Origin of the sequence: Paenibacillus sp. NPDC058898 (genome assembly GCF_049316025.1) — a bacterium.
Taxonomy (GTDB): Bacteria; Bacillota; Bacilli; order Paenibacillales; family Paenibacillaceae; genus Paenibacillus_AQ.
Window position 1 is genome coordinate 1 of record NZ_JBMOSM010000020.1, and the last position, 17430, is coordinate 17430.

13 protein-coding genes are annotated in these 17430 nt (G+C 49.0%); 5 read left to right on the forward strand and 8 right to left on the reverse strand.

Annotated elements, in window-relative coordinates; all coding sequences use genetic code 11:
* Positions 1 to 143 precede the first annotated feature (143 nt).
* The 3 genes from ACOZB4_RS30835 to ACOZB4_RS30845 form a co-directional block, all read right to left on the reverse strand.
* Entirely contained in the window at positions 144 to 1268 is a 1125-nt protein-coding gene (locus ACOZB4_RS30835) for an NADH:flavin oxidoreductase (RefSeq protein ID WP_379414120.1), read from the reverse strand.
* A gap of 117 nt (positions 1269 to 1385) precedes the next feature.
* Positions 1386 to 1697 (reverse strand): ArsR/SmtB family transcription factor, encoded by a 312-nt coding sequence (locus tag ACOZB4_RS30840; protein WP_076322657.1) that lies wholly within the window; start codon positions 1695 to 1697, stop codon positions 1386 to 1388.
* A gap of 120 nt (positions 1698 to 1817) precedes the next feature.
* Positions 1818 to 3338, reverse strand: a complete 1521-nt coding sequence (locus ACOZB4_RS30845; protein ID WP_379414116.1) for a flavocytochrome c — start codon at positions 3336 to 3338, stop codon at positions 1818 to 1820.
* Between the two features lie 403 nt (positions 3339 to 3741).
* Here ACOZB4_RS30845 and ACOZB4_RS30850 point away from each other — a divergent pair, with 403 nt between their 5' ends.
* Together ACOZB4_RS30850 and ACOZB4_RS30855 are read left to right on the forward strand one after the other, a co-directional pair.
* The gene (locus ACOZB4_RS30850; RefSeq protein ID WP_339269407.1) at positions 3742 to 4308 is read left to right on the forward strand and encodes a TetR-like C-terminal domain-containing protein; all 567 of its coding nucleotides are present in this window, start codon (positions 3742 to 3744) and stop codon (positions 4306 to 4308) included.
* A gap of 112 nt (positions 4309 to 4420) precedes the next feature.
* Positions 4421 to 6190: an oleate hydratase gene (locus ACOZB4_RS30855; RefSeq protein WP_379414114.1), complete on the forward strand. Its 1770-nt coding sequence runs from the start codon at positions 4421 to 4423 to the stop codon at positions 6188 to 6190.
* A gap of 132 nt (positions 6191 to 6322) precedes the next feature.
* On the opposite strand, the gene ACOZB4_RS30860 is transcribed toward ACOZB4_RS30855, so the two are convergent.
* Complete coding sequence (locus tag ACOZB4_RS30860; protein WP_379414112.1) at positions 6323 to 6541, reverse strand: DNA-binding protein; 219 nt, start codon at positions 6539 to 6541, stop codon at positions 6323 to 6325.
* Between the two features lie 315 nt (positions 6542 to 6856).
* Here ACOZB4_RS30860 and ACOZB4_RS30865 point away from each other — a divergent pair, with 315 nt between their 5' ends.
* Positions 6857 to 7891 carry an ABC transporter substrate-binding protein gene (locus ACOZB4_RS30865; protein WP_379414110.1) on the forward strand — a complete coding sequence of 345 codons (1035 nt, stop codon included), beginning with the start codon at positions 6857 to 6859 and terminating at the stop codon, positions 7889 to 7891.
* Entirely contained in the window at positions 7888 to 9993 is a 2106-nt protein-coding gene (gene fhuB, locus ACOZB4_RS30870) for a Fe(3+)-hydroxamate ABC transporter permease FhuB (protein WP_379414107.1), read from the forward strand. Before ACOZB4_RS30865 ends, fhuB begins: the two co-directional genes overlap by 4 nt.
* 129 nt (positions 9994 to 10122) lie before the next feature.
* Here fhuB and ACOZB4_RS30875 read toward each other — a convergent pair whose 3' ends face one another.
* Positions 10123 to 11055, reverse strand: a complete 933-nt coding sequence (locus ACOZB4_RS30875) for an ArsR/SmtB family transcription factor (protein WP_379414105.1) — start codon at positions 11053 to 11055, stop codon at positions 10123 to 10125.
* A 147-nt stretch (positions 11056 to 11202) separates the two neighbouring features.
* On the opposite strand from ACOZB4_RS30875, the gene ACOZB4_RS30880 reads away from it, so the two are divergent.
* A complete protein-coding gene (locus ACOZB4_RS30880; protein ID WP_379414103.1) occupies positions 11203 to 13992 on the forward strand; it encodes a glycoside hydrolase family 2 protein in 2790 nt (929 codons plus the stop codon).
* 363 nt (positions 13993 to 14355) lie between these two features.
* On the opposite strand, the gene ACOZB4_RS30885 is transcribed toward ACOZB4_RS30880, so the two are convergent.
* From ACOZB4_RS30885 to ACOZB4_RS30895, 3 genes are all read right to left on the reverse strand, one after another.
* Positions 14356 to 14976 (reverse strand): class I SAM-dependent methyltransferase, encoded by a 621-nt coding sequence (locus ACOZB4_RS30885; protein WP_379414100.1) that lies wholly within the window; start codon positions 14974 to 14976, stop codon positions 14356 to 14358.
* Between the two features lie 215 nt (positions 14977 to 15191).
* On the reverse strand, positions 15192 to 16376 hold the full coding sequence (locus ACOZB4_RS30890; protein WP_379414097.1) for a phosphotransferase: 1185 nt from the start codon (positions 16374 to 16376) through the stop codon (positions 15192 to 15194).
* A gap of 262 nt (positions 16377 to 16638) precedes the next feature.
* Positions 16639 to 17301 carry a M50 family metallopeptidase gene (locus ACOZB4_RS30895; RefSeq protein WP_379414095.1) on the reverse strand — a complete coding sequence of 221 codons (663 nt, stop codon included), beginning with the start codon at positions 17299 to 17301 and terminating at the stop codon, positions 16639 to 16641.
* Positions 17302 to 17430 lie beyond the last annotated feature (129 nt).

Genomic DNA, 17430 nt, shown 5'->3' on the forward strand with positions numbered 1-17430 from the left:
GGCCCACATGAAAATCTATAACGCAACAAAACCTACCAATGAACCCCGGTCGCACGCCCATCAATTGGCCTCGATAGAGGTTTTCTTATATTTAAAGATCCAATGCGGCTATAAGTCCCGGGGGGGGGGGGACTGAAATCGCATTAAACCAGGGTTTTCAAGGAATCTGGCGTGAATGGTGCCAACTCGTTTAAACGTCCGTCTCGAACCTTAGCAGCCCACTCTGGATCAGCCAGCAGGGCACGGCCTACGGCAACCAGGTCAAATTCATGCTCCTCAAGGCGGTTCAGCAGCTCTTCAAGGTCCTTCTGGCCGGCACCTTTACCTTGGGTGAAGAGGCTTGTAAATACTTCATCGAGGCCGACAGAACCAACGGTGATGACCGTTTTCCCTGTCAGTTTCTTGGCCCACCCAGCAAAGTTCAGGTCAGAACCTTCGAATTCAGGCTCCCAGAAGCGGCGGGTCGAGCAGTGGAATATATCGACTCCAGCGTCAGACAGCGCGGTTAACAGCTGATCCAGCTTTTCAGGCGTATCCGCCAGCTTTGCTTCATATTGGGTCGTCTTCCATTGGGATAGGCGGATGGCAACAGGGAAGTCCGGGCCCACCGCCTGACGGACAGCTTTTACCACTTCGACCGCAAAGCGGGCGCGCTTCAGCATGTCACCTCCGTATTCATCGGTACGCTGGTTCGTTCTCTCCCAGAGGAATTGGTCGATCAGGTATCCGTGGGCACCATGGATTTCTACTCCGTCAAAGCCAATGCGCTTGGCATTCGCGGCCGCATCGGCATAAGCTTGAATGACCTGCTCGATCTCATCCTTGGTCATCGGCTTCGTGACGACATTGCCGTCCAGGTCAAGTCCGGATGGTCCGATGGGAAGTGCCTCCGGATTTGGCTCGGCGCCTATTGGTCTAGTCATGCCGATATGCCAAATTTGCGGCATGATCTTACCGCCGACTTCATGGACCTGACGGACCACCTCAGCCCAGCCGTTCAATGCGGCTTCACCATGGAAGTTAGGCACATTGGGGCTATCGGTAGCCGCTGGATGGTTAATCAGTGTTCCTTCGGTAATGATCAATCCGACGCCATTCTCCGCACGCCGGCGGTAGTAAGCGGCCACATCCGGGCCTGGAACGCCGTTAGGGGAGAACCCGCGCGTCATAGGGGCCATCACCACGCGGGACGAAAGAGTAAGGTTACCGATGGTAAATGGCTCGAATAGGGCTGCTGTAGAACGGACATTTTGATTTTGGTTGGTCATGTATGGAATCCTCCAATATGTTTAATATGCTTTTCTGTATTTTCATAAAAATAGATATATATGATAAAAAGAAAGAGCTTTTAAGCTTAATCTTCAATTTCACTTTGCTTTTTAAGCCTAAAGCTCTTTCTTGAGTTGTTCGATAAAACGCTGAATGCCTTCCTCATTCCGTCTGTAATATGTCCACTGGCCCGCTCGATGGGATTCCAGTAGACCGGCCTTTTGCAATTTTACCAGGTAGCCAGAAACGACCGACTGAGCGAGTCCTGTTTTATCCGAAATGGAGCCCACGCAGATACCGCCCTGAAAATCACATTTCGAAGGCATGTGATCCTGCGGAGCAAAATGTTCCTCCGGATGCTTCAGCCACTCCAGGATTTTAAACCGGGACTCGTTTGATAGTGCTTTGATGGTTTGTAAGGTATCCATACGCTTATTATATCTATTTTTATAGAAATGTAAATATGGTTTTTAAAAAAATGGCTATCGGAAGATCAAAACAAGACCAAGCGTTTGTTGTTTTGCCGTATGAAGGATGCAGACTACAGCTTACCGTGCTCCCACAAATTCAGCTGATTTGATGCCGGCTTGGCGGCCGAAAATAATGATCTCGGCAACAGAGTTGCCACCGATCCGGTTTTGACCGTGCAACCCGCCTGTTAGTTCACCGGCTGCAAACAATCCTGGAATAGGCTTGCCGTCTTTATCCAAAACTTCCGTGTTCGTGTTGATTTTTACGCCGCCCATGGTGTAGTGAATACCGGGGGCGATTTGGATGGCGTGGTATGGCGCTTCGGACAAGTCGTTATCCATGCCTGTCGTTCTGTCGAATTCGGTATCTTTATTGTTCTTCACCGCACTGTTCCATGTATCCAGTGTGGCTTTAAGCTGATCAGCTGGAACGCCCATTTCTTTGGCTAAAGACTCGATCGAATCACCGTGAATGACAAAGCCCATTTTCTCATATTGCTGAATCGCTTTGACGCGAGATTTTACCCCGGAATCGAACACAAGATAAGCCGATTTTTCAGGAAGCTTATTGATGGCGGCGGTGACATTGTCCCGAGTATCCAACTCGTTTGTGAAACGTTTGCCTTGGCTGGTCACGAGGATGGCTCCTTCTCCCCGAACGGCCTCCCCGATGAGATAAGATTTCTCCTGCTGCACCGTAGGGTGAACCTGGATTTGATCCATATCGACCGTTGTACCGCCGAACTTTTCAATCATGGTGATGCCGTCACCGGTGCTGCCTTCCTGGTTGGTGGTAACGTACCCTTTCAGATCGGAGCGAACTTCGGAAATCATGTCCATATTGGCTCCGAAACCGCCAGTTGTCACAACGACGGCATCTGCTGCAATGTTTTTCTCATCATTCTCGTTGAAGATGACTTTGACGCCTTTTACCTTGCCGTCTTTTTCTGTAATATCCGTTACCTTGGCATTGACGAATAGCGGAATTTCTTGTTCTTGTACATTTTTTACCAGTCCGTTGACAAGGTATTGTCCTACTGCTGAGCCGTCCTCAGGACGGTGCGTGCGTTTTTCGTTCATGCCGCCCGTAATGGTGATATTGTTCAACCGAATCCCAATGGAATCCAGCCAATCGATCGCGCTTGCCGAGTTGTCAACGAAGAAACGAAGCATGTCTTTGTCGTTGGTTCCATGACCGCCCTTTAAAGTCTCTTCATAAAATAAATCGTTGTTGTCCTTAATGCCCTGTTCTTGTTGGAACTTGGTTTCGGAAGCATTCATGCCCGAAGATGATTTTATGGTATTCCCGCCAGCAATCGGCATTTTTTCAAAAATGACCGGATTCATGCCTTTTTCTTTTGCCTCAAGGGCAGCAGACATACCGGCTCCGCCTGCACCGACGATGATGATATCATACTTTTCTTTGAGCTGATCGATCGGCGTATAACCGGTTTGGGACGCACCCGAAACGGCCGTTTCTTGGTCTTCTTCTTTTTTCGTGTTGTCCTGACTCTGATCCTGGTTCCCGCTGCCGCATCCCGCGATAGCAAGCATGAAAGAGAGAATGAGTATAAGCGTTGCTGCAAACTTCCTTTTCACTGTGTAACCCTCCATTTTCTCTATATCTATTTAGTTGACCATAAAGAGCCAATCGAAAAAGGAGGTCGTAACGTAGGAAAGCGAGAAGCGAAAGGGAACGTGAGCGTCACCTTTACTCTTCGAATCTCAGATCTTCCCCGGTTGCCTCCCTCCGGTTGCCTCGTCAGGTCCACTTCATTGTAATATAGAGCAATCAATTATGTGGTGAATTATTTCACAATGTGTATTGGGTTTTATTTATTACGATGCTACCCGGGCTACGATCTCTTGACTTCCTGCGTGTTTTCCAATTTATTTTGCCTCATAAGGATACCGCTTTTTCGCGTTGAGTTCCTTTATAATGAAGATATATAATCTGATCATTGCCTCTGTGGATGATTACGCTCTTGATTGGAGGGGTTTTATGGCACAAACAACAAAAAAGGCGCTTGCCCTATCGCTAAAAAAAATGCTTGAGAAAAAAACGCTTGATAAGATAACTGTTATTGATATTGTTGAGGACTGCGAAGTAAATCGCCAAACGTTTTATTATCATTTCAAGGATATTTATGATCTTGTGGAGTGGATTTGCACAAGCGAGGCTACCATAGCGTTGGATGGCAAGAAAACATATGACACGTGGCAGCAGGGCCTATTGCAAATATTTGAGTATGTGCTGAAAAACAAGGCGTTTGTGACGAGTGTCTATCATTCGATTAAACGAGAGCAGCTGGAAAGGTACCTATTTAACGTAACCTATAATCTTTTGATAGGAGTTATCGAGGAAAAGGCCGTTACGATGTCGATCAGGGATGATGATAAGTCGTTTATCGCTGACTTTTATAAATATGCGTTTGTAGGATTGATGCTGGATTGGATTGCTAAAGGGATGAAGGAAGAGCCCGCTGCGATTGTGGACCGGCTAAGCATTTTGATTCAAGGGGATATTTTTTTCGCGCTTGAAAAGTTTAAATCGCACCACGATCATTAGACAATATTAGGCTTTTGTCGAAAGTTTCGACATTAGGCGGACATTGTCTATAGGAGACCTCCGAATATTTTCTTATGATGAAGTTGCTAGAATCAATTCGGAGGTGACTGGAATGTATTATAGCAATGGAAATTATGAAGCGTTTGCCCGTCCGGAAAAACCGGTCGATGTCGACAAAAAATCAGCATATCTGGTTGGAGCCGGTTTAGGCTCTCTGGCAGCTGCGTGCTTCCTTGTGCGCGACGGCCAAATGAAGGGAGAACGGGTTCACATTCTGGAGGAGCTTAGTCTTCCCGGAGGTGCCTGCGACGGAATTCATGACAGCGATAAAGGTTTTATTATTCGCGGTGGACGGGAAATGGAAGATCATTTTGAATGCTTGTGGGATTTGTTCCGTACTATTCCGTCTCTGGAAATTGAAGGCGCATCGGTTTTGGATGAGTTTTACTGGCTGAACAAGAAAGATCCAAACTATTCACTAATGAGAGCCACGGTTAACCGAGGCGAGGATGCCCATACGGATGGAAAATTTGCTCTGAGTGAAAAAGCTTCGCTGGAAATCGTGAAGTTATTCTTTACTCGAAACGAAGATTTGTATGATAAGCAAATTACCGATGTATTCACGGAGGATTTCTTTGCCTCGAATTTCTGGCTTTACTGGAGAACGATGTTTGCCTTTGAAGATTGGCACAGCGCTTTGGAGATGAAGCTTTACATTCAAAGATTCATTCACCATATTGGCGGACTGCCTGATTTTTCGGCGTTAAAATTTACGAAATATAATCAATATGAGTCATTGATTCTGCCAATGATGAAATACTTGCAGTCGCATGGCGTTCATTTCCAATATGATACAACGGTCACGAATGTAGTATTTGATATTCAAGGTAATAAGAAGGTTGCTAAGCAAATTGTATGTCGCCGTGCTGGCAATGAGGAATATATCGATTTAACGGAAGATGATTTGGTGTTTGTGACAAATGGCAGCTGCACGGAAAATTCTTCTTCGGGCGACCATCATCGTGCGGCTGAATTCAATCGTTCCGCAGGCGGCTGCTGGGAGCTCTGGAGAAATATCGCCAAGCAGGATCCATCCTTTGGGCGCCCCGATAAATTCTGCACGAATACGGAAGCGACGAACTGGGAATCGGCAACCGTTACGACACTTGATGACAGAATCCCGCCCTATATTGAAAAAGTTTGTCAGCGCGACCCGTTCAGCGGAAAGGTCGTTACCGGCGGCATCGTGTCCGTAAAGGATTCCAAGTGGCTCATGAGTTACACTTTAAATCGTCAACCGCATTTCAAAGAGCAGCCGAAAGATCAGCTTGTGGTATGGGTATATGGATTATTCACCGATGTTCCGGGCGATTACGTCAAGAAGCCGATGAGAGAATGTACCGGCGAGGAAATTACGATGGAGTGGCTGTACCATCTGGGTGTGCCGGAGCATGAAATTGCTGACATGGCTGCCAACTCTGCCCGCTGCATCCCGACCATGATGCCTTATATTACGGCATTCTTCATGCCGAGAACAGAAGGAGACCGGCCAAAAGTAGTTCCGGATGGTTGCGTCAACTTCGCGTTTATCGGACAGTTTGCCGACACGGTTCGCGACACCGTATTTACAACCGAATATTCGGTTAGAACGGCAATGGAGGCTGTGTACACCTTATTAAACGTAGACCGCGGCGTACCCGAAGTGTTCGGCTCCTGCTACGATGTCCGTGTACTGCTGGACTCCACTTCTAAAATGATGGACGGTAAAAAACTAACCGATTTGAAGCTTCCGTTGATCATGAACTTATTGGAAAAGCAGGCTTTGAAAAAAGTTTCCGGAACCGTCATCGAAGATATATTGAAACGCTATAACATCATATAGTCGAAGTTCCATTGTCAAAGATGATATGGAACATCAATGAGCGCACCAATCCAAGATTGGTGTGCTGTATGGGAAAAAACAAACACGATAGATCCCTGGCCTTTATGGCCTTTGGAGACCTATCGTGTTTATTTATTCTTTGAAGGAAAGGCCCTTCTCGGCAAGAGCTTCGCGCAGTATTCTGATCGCTTTGGGCCCTACCCCGTGAAGCGCCAGTAGTTCTTTCTCGGATGCTTGGGTGAGGTCGGCAAGCTGATGATAGCCTGCAGCGATTAGGGCTCGACGTGCAGGTTTACCGGCTTTAACGGGAAAGTCGCTCTCTTCAGCAGGAGCGGATGTTTTATCACGCATGGAGATCCCTCACTTTTCGGTTGTTTTGTTAAAGCGGATACAAGCATAAGAAGAATGAGCGGTAGAGGCTAAGTTTGTAGGAATAATTTAGTAAGATTATGTTATACATCTCATGTTCTGTAAAGAACGAATTCCATACTCATGGCAGAAAAGGCAGATTCATGGAGGGTTCAGGCAATCTTCATAAATTCTATTGACAATCTTAATGAGAATAATTATCATTGTGCTGAGTGTTGATAATGATAATTGTTCTCAATAATTATTATTAGTAAACAATATCTACAATACATAGAGGGTATGAGGGGGAGAAATTCAATGCGCAGTATGAAGGGTCTCGTGTTTATCGTATTGATATTTGCATTGGTTTTAGCCGGTTGTGGCGGAGGCGCGGCATCCAATGATGGAGGCGGCTCTACCGCAGCGCAGAATTCAGATCAAGGGGCCGCACAGGGTGGGGATAACACCGAGGCCACGCCGGAGACCCGAACCATTAAGCACGCCCTGGGCGAAACGGAAATCACTGGCGTTCCTAAGCGTATTGTCGCACTGGAATGGCTTTACGCGGAGGATGTCCTTGCGCTCGGCGTTCAGCCCGTCGGCATTGCAGATATTGAGGGGATGAACCAATGGGTAAACATTCCGGTGGAGATCGGTTCGGACGTGACCGATGTCGGCACTCGTCAAGAGCCGAATCTCGAGCTTATCGCTTCCTTGAAGCCGGACCTGATCATCGGTTTGAAATCGAATCTTGAAGCTGGCTATGATACGTACAACAGCATCGCGCCAACATTGGTATTCGATCCTTATCCGGTTGAGGGACAAGGGGACCAATATGAAGAGATGGTTAATACCTTCAATACGATTGCTGACGTGCTTGGCAAAAAAGACGAAGCTGCAAAAGTGCTTAGCGACCTGGATCAAACCTATGCCGACGCCAAAGCCAAGCTTGAAGCTGCCGGTATGACGGAAAAACCATTTGCGCTGGCGATGGGGTACAGTAACCAGAATGCGGTGACGTTCCGGATTTCGACGGACAATTCCCTGGCCGTCAAAATTTTGGAGCACATCGGGTTAACCAATGCCCATAAGCCTAATCAATTTGAGGTTTATGGATTTACCACTGGGGACGTAGAGGCATTGCCTGCCCTTCAGGATGCGAATTTCCTGCATATGATTCAGGATAGCGATAACGTCATCGAGAATCAATTGAAGGACAATCCGGTATGGAAAGGTCTGAACTTTGTTAAAGAAGACCGCGTGTATGCACTTGGCGGTGACATGTGGCCATACGGCGGCCCATTGTCTGCCCAAACCATGGCCCAGAAGACAGCTGATCTGCTCACAAAATGAGTCTCGGTAAGAAACTGGCACAAGGCTCCGCGGCGGTGAGCATCCATCCAGCCCCACCCGTTTCCTCAGGTAGGGGCTGGAAGCCGTTATGGATGCTGGCTGGAGGCCTTGTGGCTCTGTTATTTCTCACGTTTATCAGCTTGACGCAAGGGCTAGCGGATATATCCGTCAAAACGGTGGTACAGGCATTGGTGTCTCCGCAGGATATTGCAGATCATCATCTCATCCGCAGTGTGCGCCTTCCTCGAACAGTGATGGGCTTATTATCAGGCGCGGCCTTGGCGGTGTCGGGCGTGCTCATGCAGACCGTGACGCGCAACCCGCTGGCATCGGAGACAACGCTTGGCGTGAATGCCGGCGCTTATTTGGCCGTCGTGGCGGGGATGATCTTCTGGCCGGGACTGCTGCATCAGTATGCCCTTCCTTTGGCTGTGGCAGGGGGAACACTGGCGGCTGTAGCGGTCTATGCGCTGGCGGGAAAAACGCAGGGCTCCCCCTTGCGGATTGCATTGTCCGGGATGATCGTCACTCTGGTTTTATCCTCCGTTACGAGTGCGCTTGTGCTGCTGAACCAGCAAACGACGCAGGGGATTTTTCTGTGGGGCTCCGGCTCGCTAATTCAGAATGACTGGGATGGCGTAGCTTTCTCATGGCCGTGGATCATTGGCGGGCTGATCGTGCTGTGTTTAGCGGTACGCCAGTGGGACATTCTGACCCTCAATGAAGAGTCGGCACGTTCCCTTGGCCAAAAAGTCGGCACCACCCGCTTGCTTGCGATGGGGGCAGCCATTGTGCTGGCCTGCGTGACCGTGAGCGTGGTCGGTCCGATCGGCTTTATCGGGTTGGTCGCTCCTCATCTGGTCCGCCTGTCCGGCGTGATCCGGCATGCGGGGTTAATTCCGCTGGCTGCCTTATGGGGCTCTGCTCTGCTTGTCGGGGCCGACACGGTGGCCAGGATGTTCATAAACGCCTACGGTGAGCTTCCGGTCGGGGCCATTACGGCCATGATCGGAGCCCCGTGCCTCATCTGGCTTGCCCTGCGGGTATCCCGCTCGTTGATTGGAGGGCGCGGGGCTTCCGGCGGATCGGCCATGGCGGGCACGAACCTGCGCCGGATACCATATCCGGCCTTGGTAACACTGTTCAGCGTGCTGCTGGCGCTGGTATGGATATTCAGCCTGATGAGCGGCAGTCTGCGCATTCCCTTCACGGAAGTGCTGGCCGTGCTTACGGGAGGCGGCGAGTCGATGTATCGCCAGATTCTGCTGGAATTCCGCTTGCCGAGGCTGCTCACAGCCGGCTTGTCCGGCATGGCGCTGGCCGTCAGCGGCAGTCTTCTGCAGAATGCGGTCCGGAATCCGCTGGGGGATCCCCAGGTGATCGGAGTGACCAGCGGAGCCGGTGCGGGCGCACTGCTTCTGATGGTAGGTTTTCCGCAATTGTCGGCTGGCTGGGTACCGGTCGGAGCGGTTCTCGGAGGGTTGGCTGCAGCCGCTTTGGTGTACGCGGTGTCCTGGAAAAGAGGACTTCATCCGACGATTCTTACGCTGGTCGGCATTGCCGTCGCCGCGCTTGGTTCTGCCATCATCAATCTGATGATCATTCACGCGAAGGTCGACGTAGCGCCCGCATTATCCTGGATGGCAGGAAGCACGTATAACCGGGGCTGGACGGAGGTGCAGCGGATTGTTCCCGCCATTCTGATCCTGCTGCCTCTGGCTGCATGGCTCGGGCGGAAGGTGGATCTGCTGACGTTCAGCGAAGAAAGCTCCACCGGTCTCGGCCTTCATGTACGGAATACCCGGATGTATGTCGCCATCATTGCAGTGCTGTTGGCTTCGATTGCCGCAGCCAATGTCGGCTCGGTCGGCTTTATCGGACTGCTTGCGCCGCATGCCGCCAGAATGCTGGTTGGGGCCCGCCATCGGCAATCGATGGTGATCGCTGCGCTGCTCGGCGGAATTTTGCTGGCTGGGGCAGACTGGATCGGTAGGGTGGTCATGATTCCGAAGGAATTGCCCTCGGGTATCGTTACCGCGCTTTTGGGAGCGCCGTATCTGTTATATTTAATGGGGAAATCCAATAAACTGAAAAAGAAATAACCGTATGTTGAATATCCAAAAAGGCTATTCCATAGTCGCCAAGAGAGGTGATATGGGATGGCCTTTTGGTCTTCATTCGGTTGATTATTAGATTTGCCTCGCTTTGCTTCTTCTGGCTGTGGTCGGCTGTTAGGCTTCCGTGTACCGCACAAAAGACAGGATGATATCCTGCGGATGATCTCCGAAACCCGAACCATATAGATTCAGGCCGTTCGGGTGCTCGGCGTCTTTCTTCACCTCAAAGCGGACGCGGATTGGCCGGTTAAAGGCAAGCTCCAGCGAATCGATGGTCGTAGCACTGGATTCGTGGCCATTGACCTGGCTGCCCTGCTTGGTTACGCGCCATTCCGTCAGCATGCCGTACTCACTGCCGCTCCTCCATTTATCCGGGGTGAGTTTCCCCTTGCGATCACCAAAATCACCGGGACTTGTCCAAGTACCTACAGGGAGGTCGTTGATGCTAACGGTGATGTCGGATGGCCAATCCTGCTGGAAGGAAGGCGCCTCGGAGCTAAGCTCCGCTCGGATGCGCAGCTCATCAAGAGCCGCTCCGGGCGGCATAGGGTTCGCAAAATAATATTCGATATATCCTGATCCCGAGAACCAGAGCAGCGCAGCCTCCGTTCGTTCCGGCATGTAAAAGGCGCGTGGATCGTCAGGCGATCCGATCAGAGATCCGTCCCGAGCTGCCATACCGCAGGTTGGCTCGATATAGCAGTGGGAGAACATGCCGATCGGCATGTGAATTTCTTCCGTGCGCTGCAGCCCCTCGCCGGGCTTCGAGGGGAGTTCGAGAAAAATGGAGCGGCAGGTGACGGCGCAGATTTTTTCCCGATTCGCTCCTTGCGAAGAGACGATCAGATCCGCTTGCTCCAGCATCTGGACATTAATGGATACCGTGGGCTGGGCAATCTCAAGCGCCTCCGCCAACTGACCGACACTCATCGGTTTATCGCCGAGCGCTTCAAGGATGCGGACACGGACATCACTGGATAGGGCCTTAGCTACTTCCACGATCCGGGATGCCGGATAACGGTTGGTTTCCAGCTTCGATTCGTTCATAATCCCCTTCCTTTACTGAAGAGTTGTAGTAGCTCCAAGTGTACAATAAATTCGATATATTGTAAAAACATAATATACATTGCATTTACTATATATAGGTGCTAGAATATGGGCAAATTCAGAAAAAGGAAAGGTTGTGTATGCTTCATGAAGACTCCTGTAGCACCCTCCATTCACACGGAAATTCCACGCGCAGAGTACCCCAGACCGGATTTTGAGCGAAAAGACTGGTTGAATTTGAACGGCCAGTGGTCGTTCCGGCTCGACACGGAAGGATCAGATGATGTACGACAGCAAGCGGGTACGAGTACCGGTGATGACGCTACTGCCTTACAGGGCGGAGACGCTAGCCTTTTTACCTCAGAGATTACGGTGCCGTTCTCTTGGGTTAGTCCCTTGTCCGGGATTGAGCGTAACGAGAAGGGGGTAGGCTGGTATCGTCGGTCCGTGAAATGGGAGCCGGCGAAGAAGCAGTCCCGAATCTTTCTGCGGTTTGGCGCCGTCGATTATCTGTGTGATGTATGGGTCAATGGCAAGCATGTCGGCTCGCATCAAGGTGGCTACGGAACCTTTGAATTTGACGTGACAACGGTGTGGGATTCGGCAAAAGACAATACAATCGTTGTGCGTGCAGAGGACTTCGACCACAATTACCAAGCCCGCGGGAAGCAGGGGTATGGCGAGATCCGGGGCATTTGGCAGCCAGTTTGGCTGGAGGCCCGGCCGCAAACCTACATGGAGCAAGCCATCTTTACGACTTCCATTGACGGTCAGATCGAGTTGAAATCCAAGATCCAGGCTCAAGAAGCAGGCGTAGCGACACTCCAACTCTCGTTTGCGGAGGGCTCAGTTACACATCAGGTGGAGTGGGAGCTGCAAGAAGGCGCGAATGAACGGACAACGGTATTCCAAGTCCACGACCCACGGCTGTGGAGTCCCGAAACCCCTCATTTATATGAAGGGGAACTGCGTTTGACCGGTTCATCCGGCGAGGATGTCATCCATACTTATTTTGGCATACGCGAGATCGGAACGGCGAAGTTCGACGGACGGGATTATCGCTGGATTACGCTCAACGGAAAGCCGGTCTATTTAAACGGGACGCTGGACCAATCCTACCACCAGACAGGATTTTTCACCTATCCGACGGATACGGAGATGCGGGACGAGATCTATCTGATGAAACGGCTTGGACTGAACTTCGTGCGGATTCATATTAAACCTGAGGAGCCCCGCAAGCTGTATTGGGCGGATAAACTCGGGATTCTGGTGATGGAGGATATGCCATGCTTCTGGGGGAATCCGGATGAAACAGCACGTTCTGCCTATGAACGCGAGGCGCTGGAAGTGATTGAACGGGACCGGAATCATCCGTCGATTTTTTCCTGGGTCATGTTTAACGAAACTTGGGGACTCCGTACGGATAGCGAGTCCGCCGGCCTGACGGGCGGCGAAGGACAGCATCGGTATTATCTTCCGGAGACGCAGGAATGGGTTAGGGAGAAATACAGATGGGCCAAGGAGCTGGACCCGACCCGGATTGTGGAGGACAATTCTCCATGCGCTTACGATCATGTGGAGACGGATATCAACACGTGGCATTTTTACATCAATGGGTATGAACCGCTGCGCAATCATATCGAGGAGATTGTCCAGAAGACTCATCCGGGATCCGAACATAACTATATCGGCGGCAATCAGCAAGGCGACGCTCCGCTCATGAACAGCGAATGCGGAAACGTGTGGGGAATTGACGGGGGAGCCGGGGACAGCGATCTCGCGTGGCATTACCGTTACATGCTGAACGAATTCCGGCGCCATGATAAGCTGTGCGGTTTCGTATTTACGGAATTCCGTGACGTGACAAACGAATTCAACGGCTACTATCGTCTGGATGGGACGGACAAAAAATTCGGATACGAGGATTTCGTGCCGGGTATGACGATCGCCGACCTGCACACGCCGGACTTCATCGTTATTGACGCACCGCCTTGCCAGACGCTGGAGCAAGGGGCGGAGGCCGTCATACCGCTGCTGCGCTCCAGTTATTCGGATCAATACCATGGACAGAAGCTTATTCTGGCTTGGGAATTATCCTATGATCAGCTCGGAACGAAGGTTGTCGCTGATCAAGGGACCTTGGAAGTGGCCTGGGACGGCTACGGTGTTACGCCACTAACGGAATTGAAGCTTCGCATGCCGAAGACCGATGCGGTTGCGATCCTCGGAGTTCGTCTTCTGAATGCAGCGAACGGTGTGGTAACGCGCAACTTTACAACGTTTGATGTGCGTGGAGGACAGGGACAGGGGAACGATGGAGTGGAAGGCAGAATCGTAAGCATCCCGGTTAACACATTCCGTGAGCAAAGCTTCAGCTACATGTGGGAGGCGCTTCAAGGCTCCAAAGTGAATGGCGGCGGAGAGGGCCGATTCGTCTATGAGGTGCAGCTGCCAGATCATGACGAACAGCCGCTGATCCGCGATATCGAGATTTTCTTCGAGGCTGGCGCGAAACGCTTATTAGCCAGAAATATCGAGGGTGCACGGCATCGCACGCACGGAATCGACTTTATGCACGGGGCGTCGGCAGACGTGGAGTATAACCCAAGCACTTATTATATGACGGATGAAGAGCTGCATGAATCCCGTGTATCCGTGTGGGTGGACGATGTCCAAATCGGCGAGGCTGTGCTCACAGATGATCCTGCCGATAGCCGGGGCGTTCTGTCGTGGCACTATCAGCCGGTCCATAATCTTCTGGAAGAGGCCGGTTCGTACGGATACCTGTGCCAGGCGCAGGTGCCGGGAAGACTCGCGGCTGAGCTTGACCGCAAGCGCAGCTTCCAACTGGAGCTGCGGGCCGAGGAAGGCGGCATCAGTCTGTACGGACGGAATGCGGGCCGCTATCCGATCGATTTGTTGGTGCGGTGCCGGTGATCATGGCAAATACGAACCATTAATGTAAAGTATAATAGTAAGTGGGCTGTCCATCTGTAGTATAACTACGTGCCGGGCAGCCCATTTTTTATGGAGATTTTTCGACTCAATAGCCCTGAGGTGGAAATATGGTGTTATCGGATATTCTCGCCTTCTATGAAAATAACGCCGCTCTCTTACCTCACTTAGTCTGTGCGTGCAATTATTTCAGTATTAAAACTCGCTTGGCCTAGATATACGCCCTAATCCCAATCCATATAAAAAATTCACCACGAGCTTTTCTTGCCCACAATCAGGACAATCAAGTGCGACACGCCTCTCCCATAAACTCAACCACCGATCAGGAATAATCTTGTATAGATGTCAACTGATTTTTCTAACAACTATTTTTCTATACATCCCCTTCAGCATGACGGGTTTATCTTCTTCTATACTTAAATTTTTATTATTTCTTAGGTATAACTCTTCAAAATTCAATCCAATATCTGTCCCTAAGACTTTAATGAGTGGTCTAAACAACTTTTTTGATAACGAGAGTTTATTGTTACTAGGGGTAAATTTATCGAAAATAACGATCCTTCCTTCTTGTTTTAAAACTCTACCCATTTCTTGAAAACACTTGTCAGCATCAGGTACTACGGAAAGAATTAGACTTCCAACCACATAGTCAAACGACATATCGTTAAATGCCATATTTTGAGCGTCCATTTCTAAAAACGTAATGCGTGAATTCTTGAATTTCGCTCTTGCTTTTCTCAACATATCTGGTGAGAAATCTATAGCCGTTATATCTAAATCATAATGGTTCAATAACTCTAAATCAGCTCCTGTACCAACACCGACAAAAAGTATCTTTTGTGTGTTATTGAAGGGGGTCTCTTGGAATATTTGTTTACGTGCATGGAGAAAAACGTTTGAATTGAAAATTTTATCATAAATGGGTGACCAGATTTTATAAATAATTTTATTCCAATTGTTATTCATTAGTTGGCTCCTGAGTAATTATTAATAGATATCTGCCGCTAATTTTTACAAATCCGAGGTTACTTCTGACAACCAAGGATCACTACATTTATACTAGGTATTTCGATTCGATCTTCCTCTTTTCACAGAACTTCAATAGTCTACTCGCTTCTTCGCCCTATTCTTCCGGGACTGAGGGCTGCTAGAACTGCATCGTGAATGCGTTGTTATCGGATCTAATTGCCCTTTTTGATTAATATGGATTTTTCCTTTAATGTCAGTTTAATGGAATTAGCCTCCGCGGCCATTTGTTTATGTACTGTAATAATGCAATCAAGGCGGGTAAGTTTTTCTCTGAGTTTAGTATTATTAGGCTCGTCTTCTAACTGAGCCATAATGGAAAAGAACTGTGGGACCTCCCACACACTTCTTATAGCAGTGCTTAAACAGAATCCATACCTCACTAATCTTATGTCACCCTGCCATCCCATATCTCGCAACCCCCCCAGGTATGCATTATATAAAGAGTTCTGAAACTTCATATATTGGTCAGGCGGAATAATTCCAAGACTCATGTTCACCCCGAATAACTTACCCAAGTCTTCGCCAATACCAGATATACTCATGAACTGCCAGTCGATTAGAACGAGTTGACTTTCGCTCTCTTCTTTTTTAACGAGAAACATATTCATCTGGCTCATGTCTTGATGTGCCAATACACGCGGCAGCTGTTGGAGCGAGTCTATTGAAGAGTCAATGTTACCGAGCAGATCTTGATACCAACCCCACCAAGTACTTCGCACATTGTCTGTAGCTATTCGACTTACATACTCCTCCACATTAGGAGCATACATGCGGCATGCAATCGACCATGATTTGAGCCAAGCCCTGCATATCCACTCATATTCAGGTATCATTTTTATTCCTTTAAGATAGGCACCATTAAAACGACCTAATTGTCGGGCGATGTATGAAAATTGCTCAACTGTTTTTGGGTATACGCCCTTAACATATTCCATCCAGATCCATAGGGTACCATCTTGTTGTTCTTCAACTAAATAGCTCTCTGCACTATAAATAGAATCAGGAAGTTCTCTTAAAACCCCTGACTCCAATACAAGTGCTTCACGTCTCCAGTAGTTGTGATGTTCAACGTTATCCTTTTCGGCTGTGTCTGGCTTAATGATTTTTAAGATAACGCACCACGGCTTTAATTCGTTATATACCTTTACTAACCCATGCAAACGAAATATACCAGAGGTTGTGAAGTTTGGGGTCTTATAATCACTATCATCACAAGTTATTGACACAAGTTCAACAGCTGAATTTCCATGTATGGATTTAATACAAGCGTTGATCTGGTCAATTTTATCCTCTATAGGTATGTTGGAATTATTCTTCAAAATAATTTCTGAGTGCATTTAATCTATCCCTTTATTTAATTTTTACTTGCATTGATTTTAGATAATGTTTTCTCTACGAATTCACCCATTTCCCACATAGAACCCAATGGTCAAATTCGTCTAATGCACATATACAGTATATTAGACGAAGAGGAGGTCAATCCTGCTCCATCTCCGACAAGGTTGCTTCACATGAAAATCAAGCCTTATAAAAAAGCCAGCGTCATCCGAGTGGTTGGATAACGCTGGCTTCTTCTGCCTGTCTTGCAACGAACCTGTTTCACCGCTTCTTCCAGAACAGCTGCAGCGCCATCTTCGCGCACCATAGGGAGAACAGCAGGAACAGCAGCGCCCAGACGAAGGCCGGGAGCACGGTCATGTTGGCCAGGTTGGAGGCGTCGCCCGCTTGCTTGGGCTGGGTCAGCGCCATGATCAGGAGGGTTAGCGGACCGACTACAGATTCTTCCAGCACGAGAAAGGCGAGCAGCAGGTAGTAGAAATTACGGACCTTCTCGCCAAGGAAATAGAAGATCAGATTCACGATCATAAAAATAATGAGCCACCATAATCCATAGCCGGCGCGTACGAAGAAAATGATCATGATGAGGGCAAGCACGGTAATGGTGATCAGGCCGGTGTCCTGTTTTTTCTTGGCATAGCCGTAGAACATCAGAATGGCGAACAAGGATGCCGACATATAGCCTGCAAGCGAGACCACAATCGGACTCCAGCCACCGGAAGCCAGCATGGAATAGGTCACGCCGCTGTGATCGGGATTCAGCTCGATGCTGAGCACCCGTCCCGACATGAGAAGGGTCATGACGGCATGCCCCAGCTCATGGATCATCGTATCCAGGATACGGAACCAGGAAGAGAAGGGGATCAGTCTTGTCAGAATAGCCGCACCCACTAGAAATAACAATGCTTTCAGCCATTTATTCATTCGAAGGTCCTTTCAGCATAAAGTCATTCGCTAGACTATCATTCCGTCCATTATAATACAGATGAGAAACATGTGAAAATCGGTTAGTCCCTATAGGTTAAATGGTATAATTGAAGTTGTGACGGAGGT

What these genes read in the sequence shown, in the direction of transcription:
- ACOZB4_RS30885 (WP_379414100.1), bottom strand. Translation starts at nt 14,976, where the DNA reads ATGAATAACAATTGGAATAAAATTATTTATAAAATCTGGTCACCCATT.
- fhuB (WP_379414107.1), top strand. Translation starts at nt 7,888, where the DNA reads ATGAGTCTCGGTAAGAAACTGGCACAAGGCTCCGCGGCGGTGAGCATC.
- ACOZB4_RS30890 (WP_379414097.1), bottom strand. Translation starts at nt 16,376, where the DNA reads ATGCACTCAGAAATTATTTTGAAGAATAATTCCAACATACCTATAGAG.
- ACOZB4_RS30855 (WP_379414114.1), top strand. Translation starts at nt 4,421, where the DNA reads ATGTATTATAGCAATGGAAATTATGAAGCGTTTGCCCGTCCGGAAAAA.
- ACOZB4_RS30835 (WP_379414120.1), bottom strand. Translation starts at nt 1,268, where the DNA reads ATGACCAACCAAAATCAAAATGTCCGTTCTACAGCAGCCCTATTCGAG.
- ACOZB4_RS30875 (WP_379414105.1), bottom strand. Translation starts at nt 11,055, where the DNA reads ATGAACGAATCGAAGCTGGAAACCAACCGTTATCCGGCATCCCGGATC.
- ACOZB4_RS30850 (WP_339269407.1), top strand. Translation starts at nt 3,742, where the DNA reads ATGGCACAAACAACAAAAAAGGCGCTTGCCCTATCGCTAAAAAAAATG.
- ACOZB4_RS30880 (WP_379414103.1), top strand. Translation starts at nt 11,203, where the DNA reads ATGAAGACTCCTGTAGCACCCTCCATTCACACGGAAATTCCACGCGCA.
- ACOZB4_RS30860 (WP_379414112.1), bottom strand. Translation starts at nt 6,541, where the DNA reads ATGCGTGATAAAACATCCGCTCCTGCTGAAGAGAGCGACTTTCCCGTT.
- ACOZB4_RS30865 (WP_379414110.1), top strand. Translation starts at nt 6,857, where the DNA reads ATGCGCAGTATGAAGGGTCTCGTGTTTATCGTATTGATATTTGCATTG.
- ACOZB4_RS30840 (WP_076322657.1), bottom strand. Translation starts at nt 1,697, where the DNA reads ATGGATACCTTACAAACCATCAAAGCACTATCAAACGAGTCCCGGTTT.
- ACOZB4_RS30895 (WP_379414095.1), bottom strand. Translation starts at nt 17,301, where the DNA reads ATGAATAAATGGCTGAAAGCATTGTTATTTCTAGTGGGTGCGGCTATT.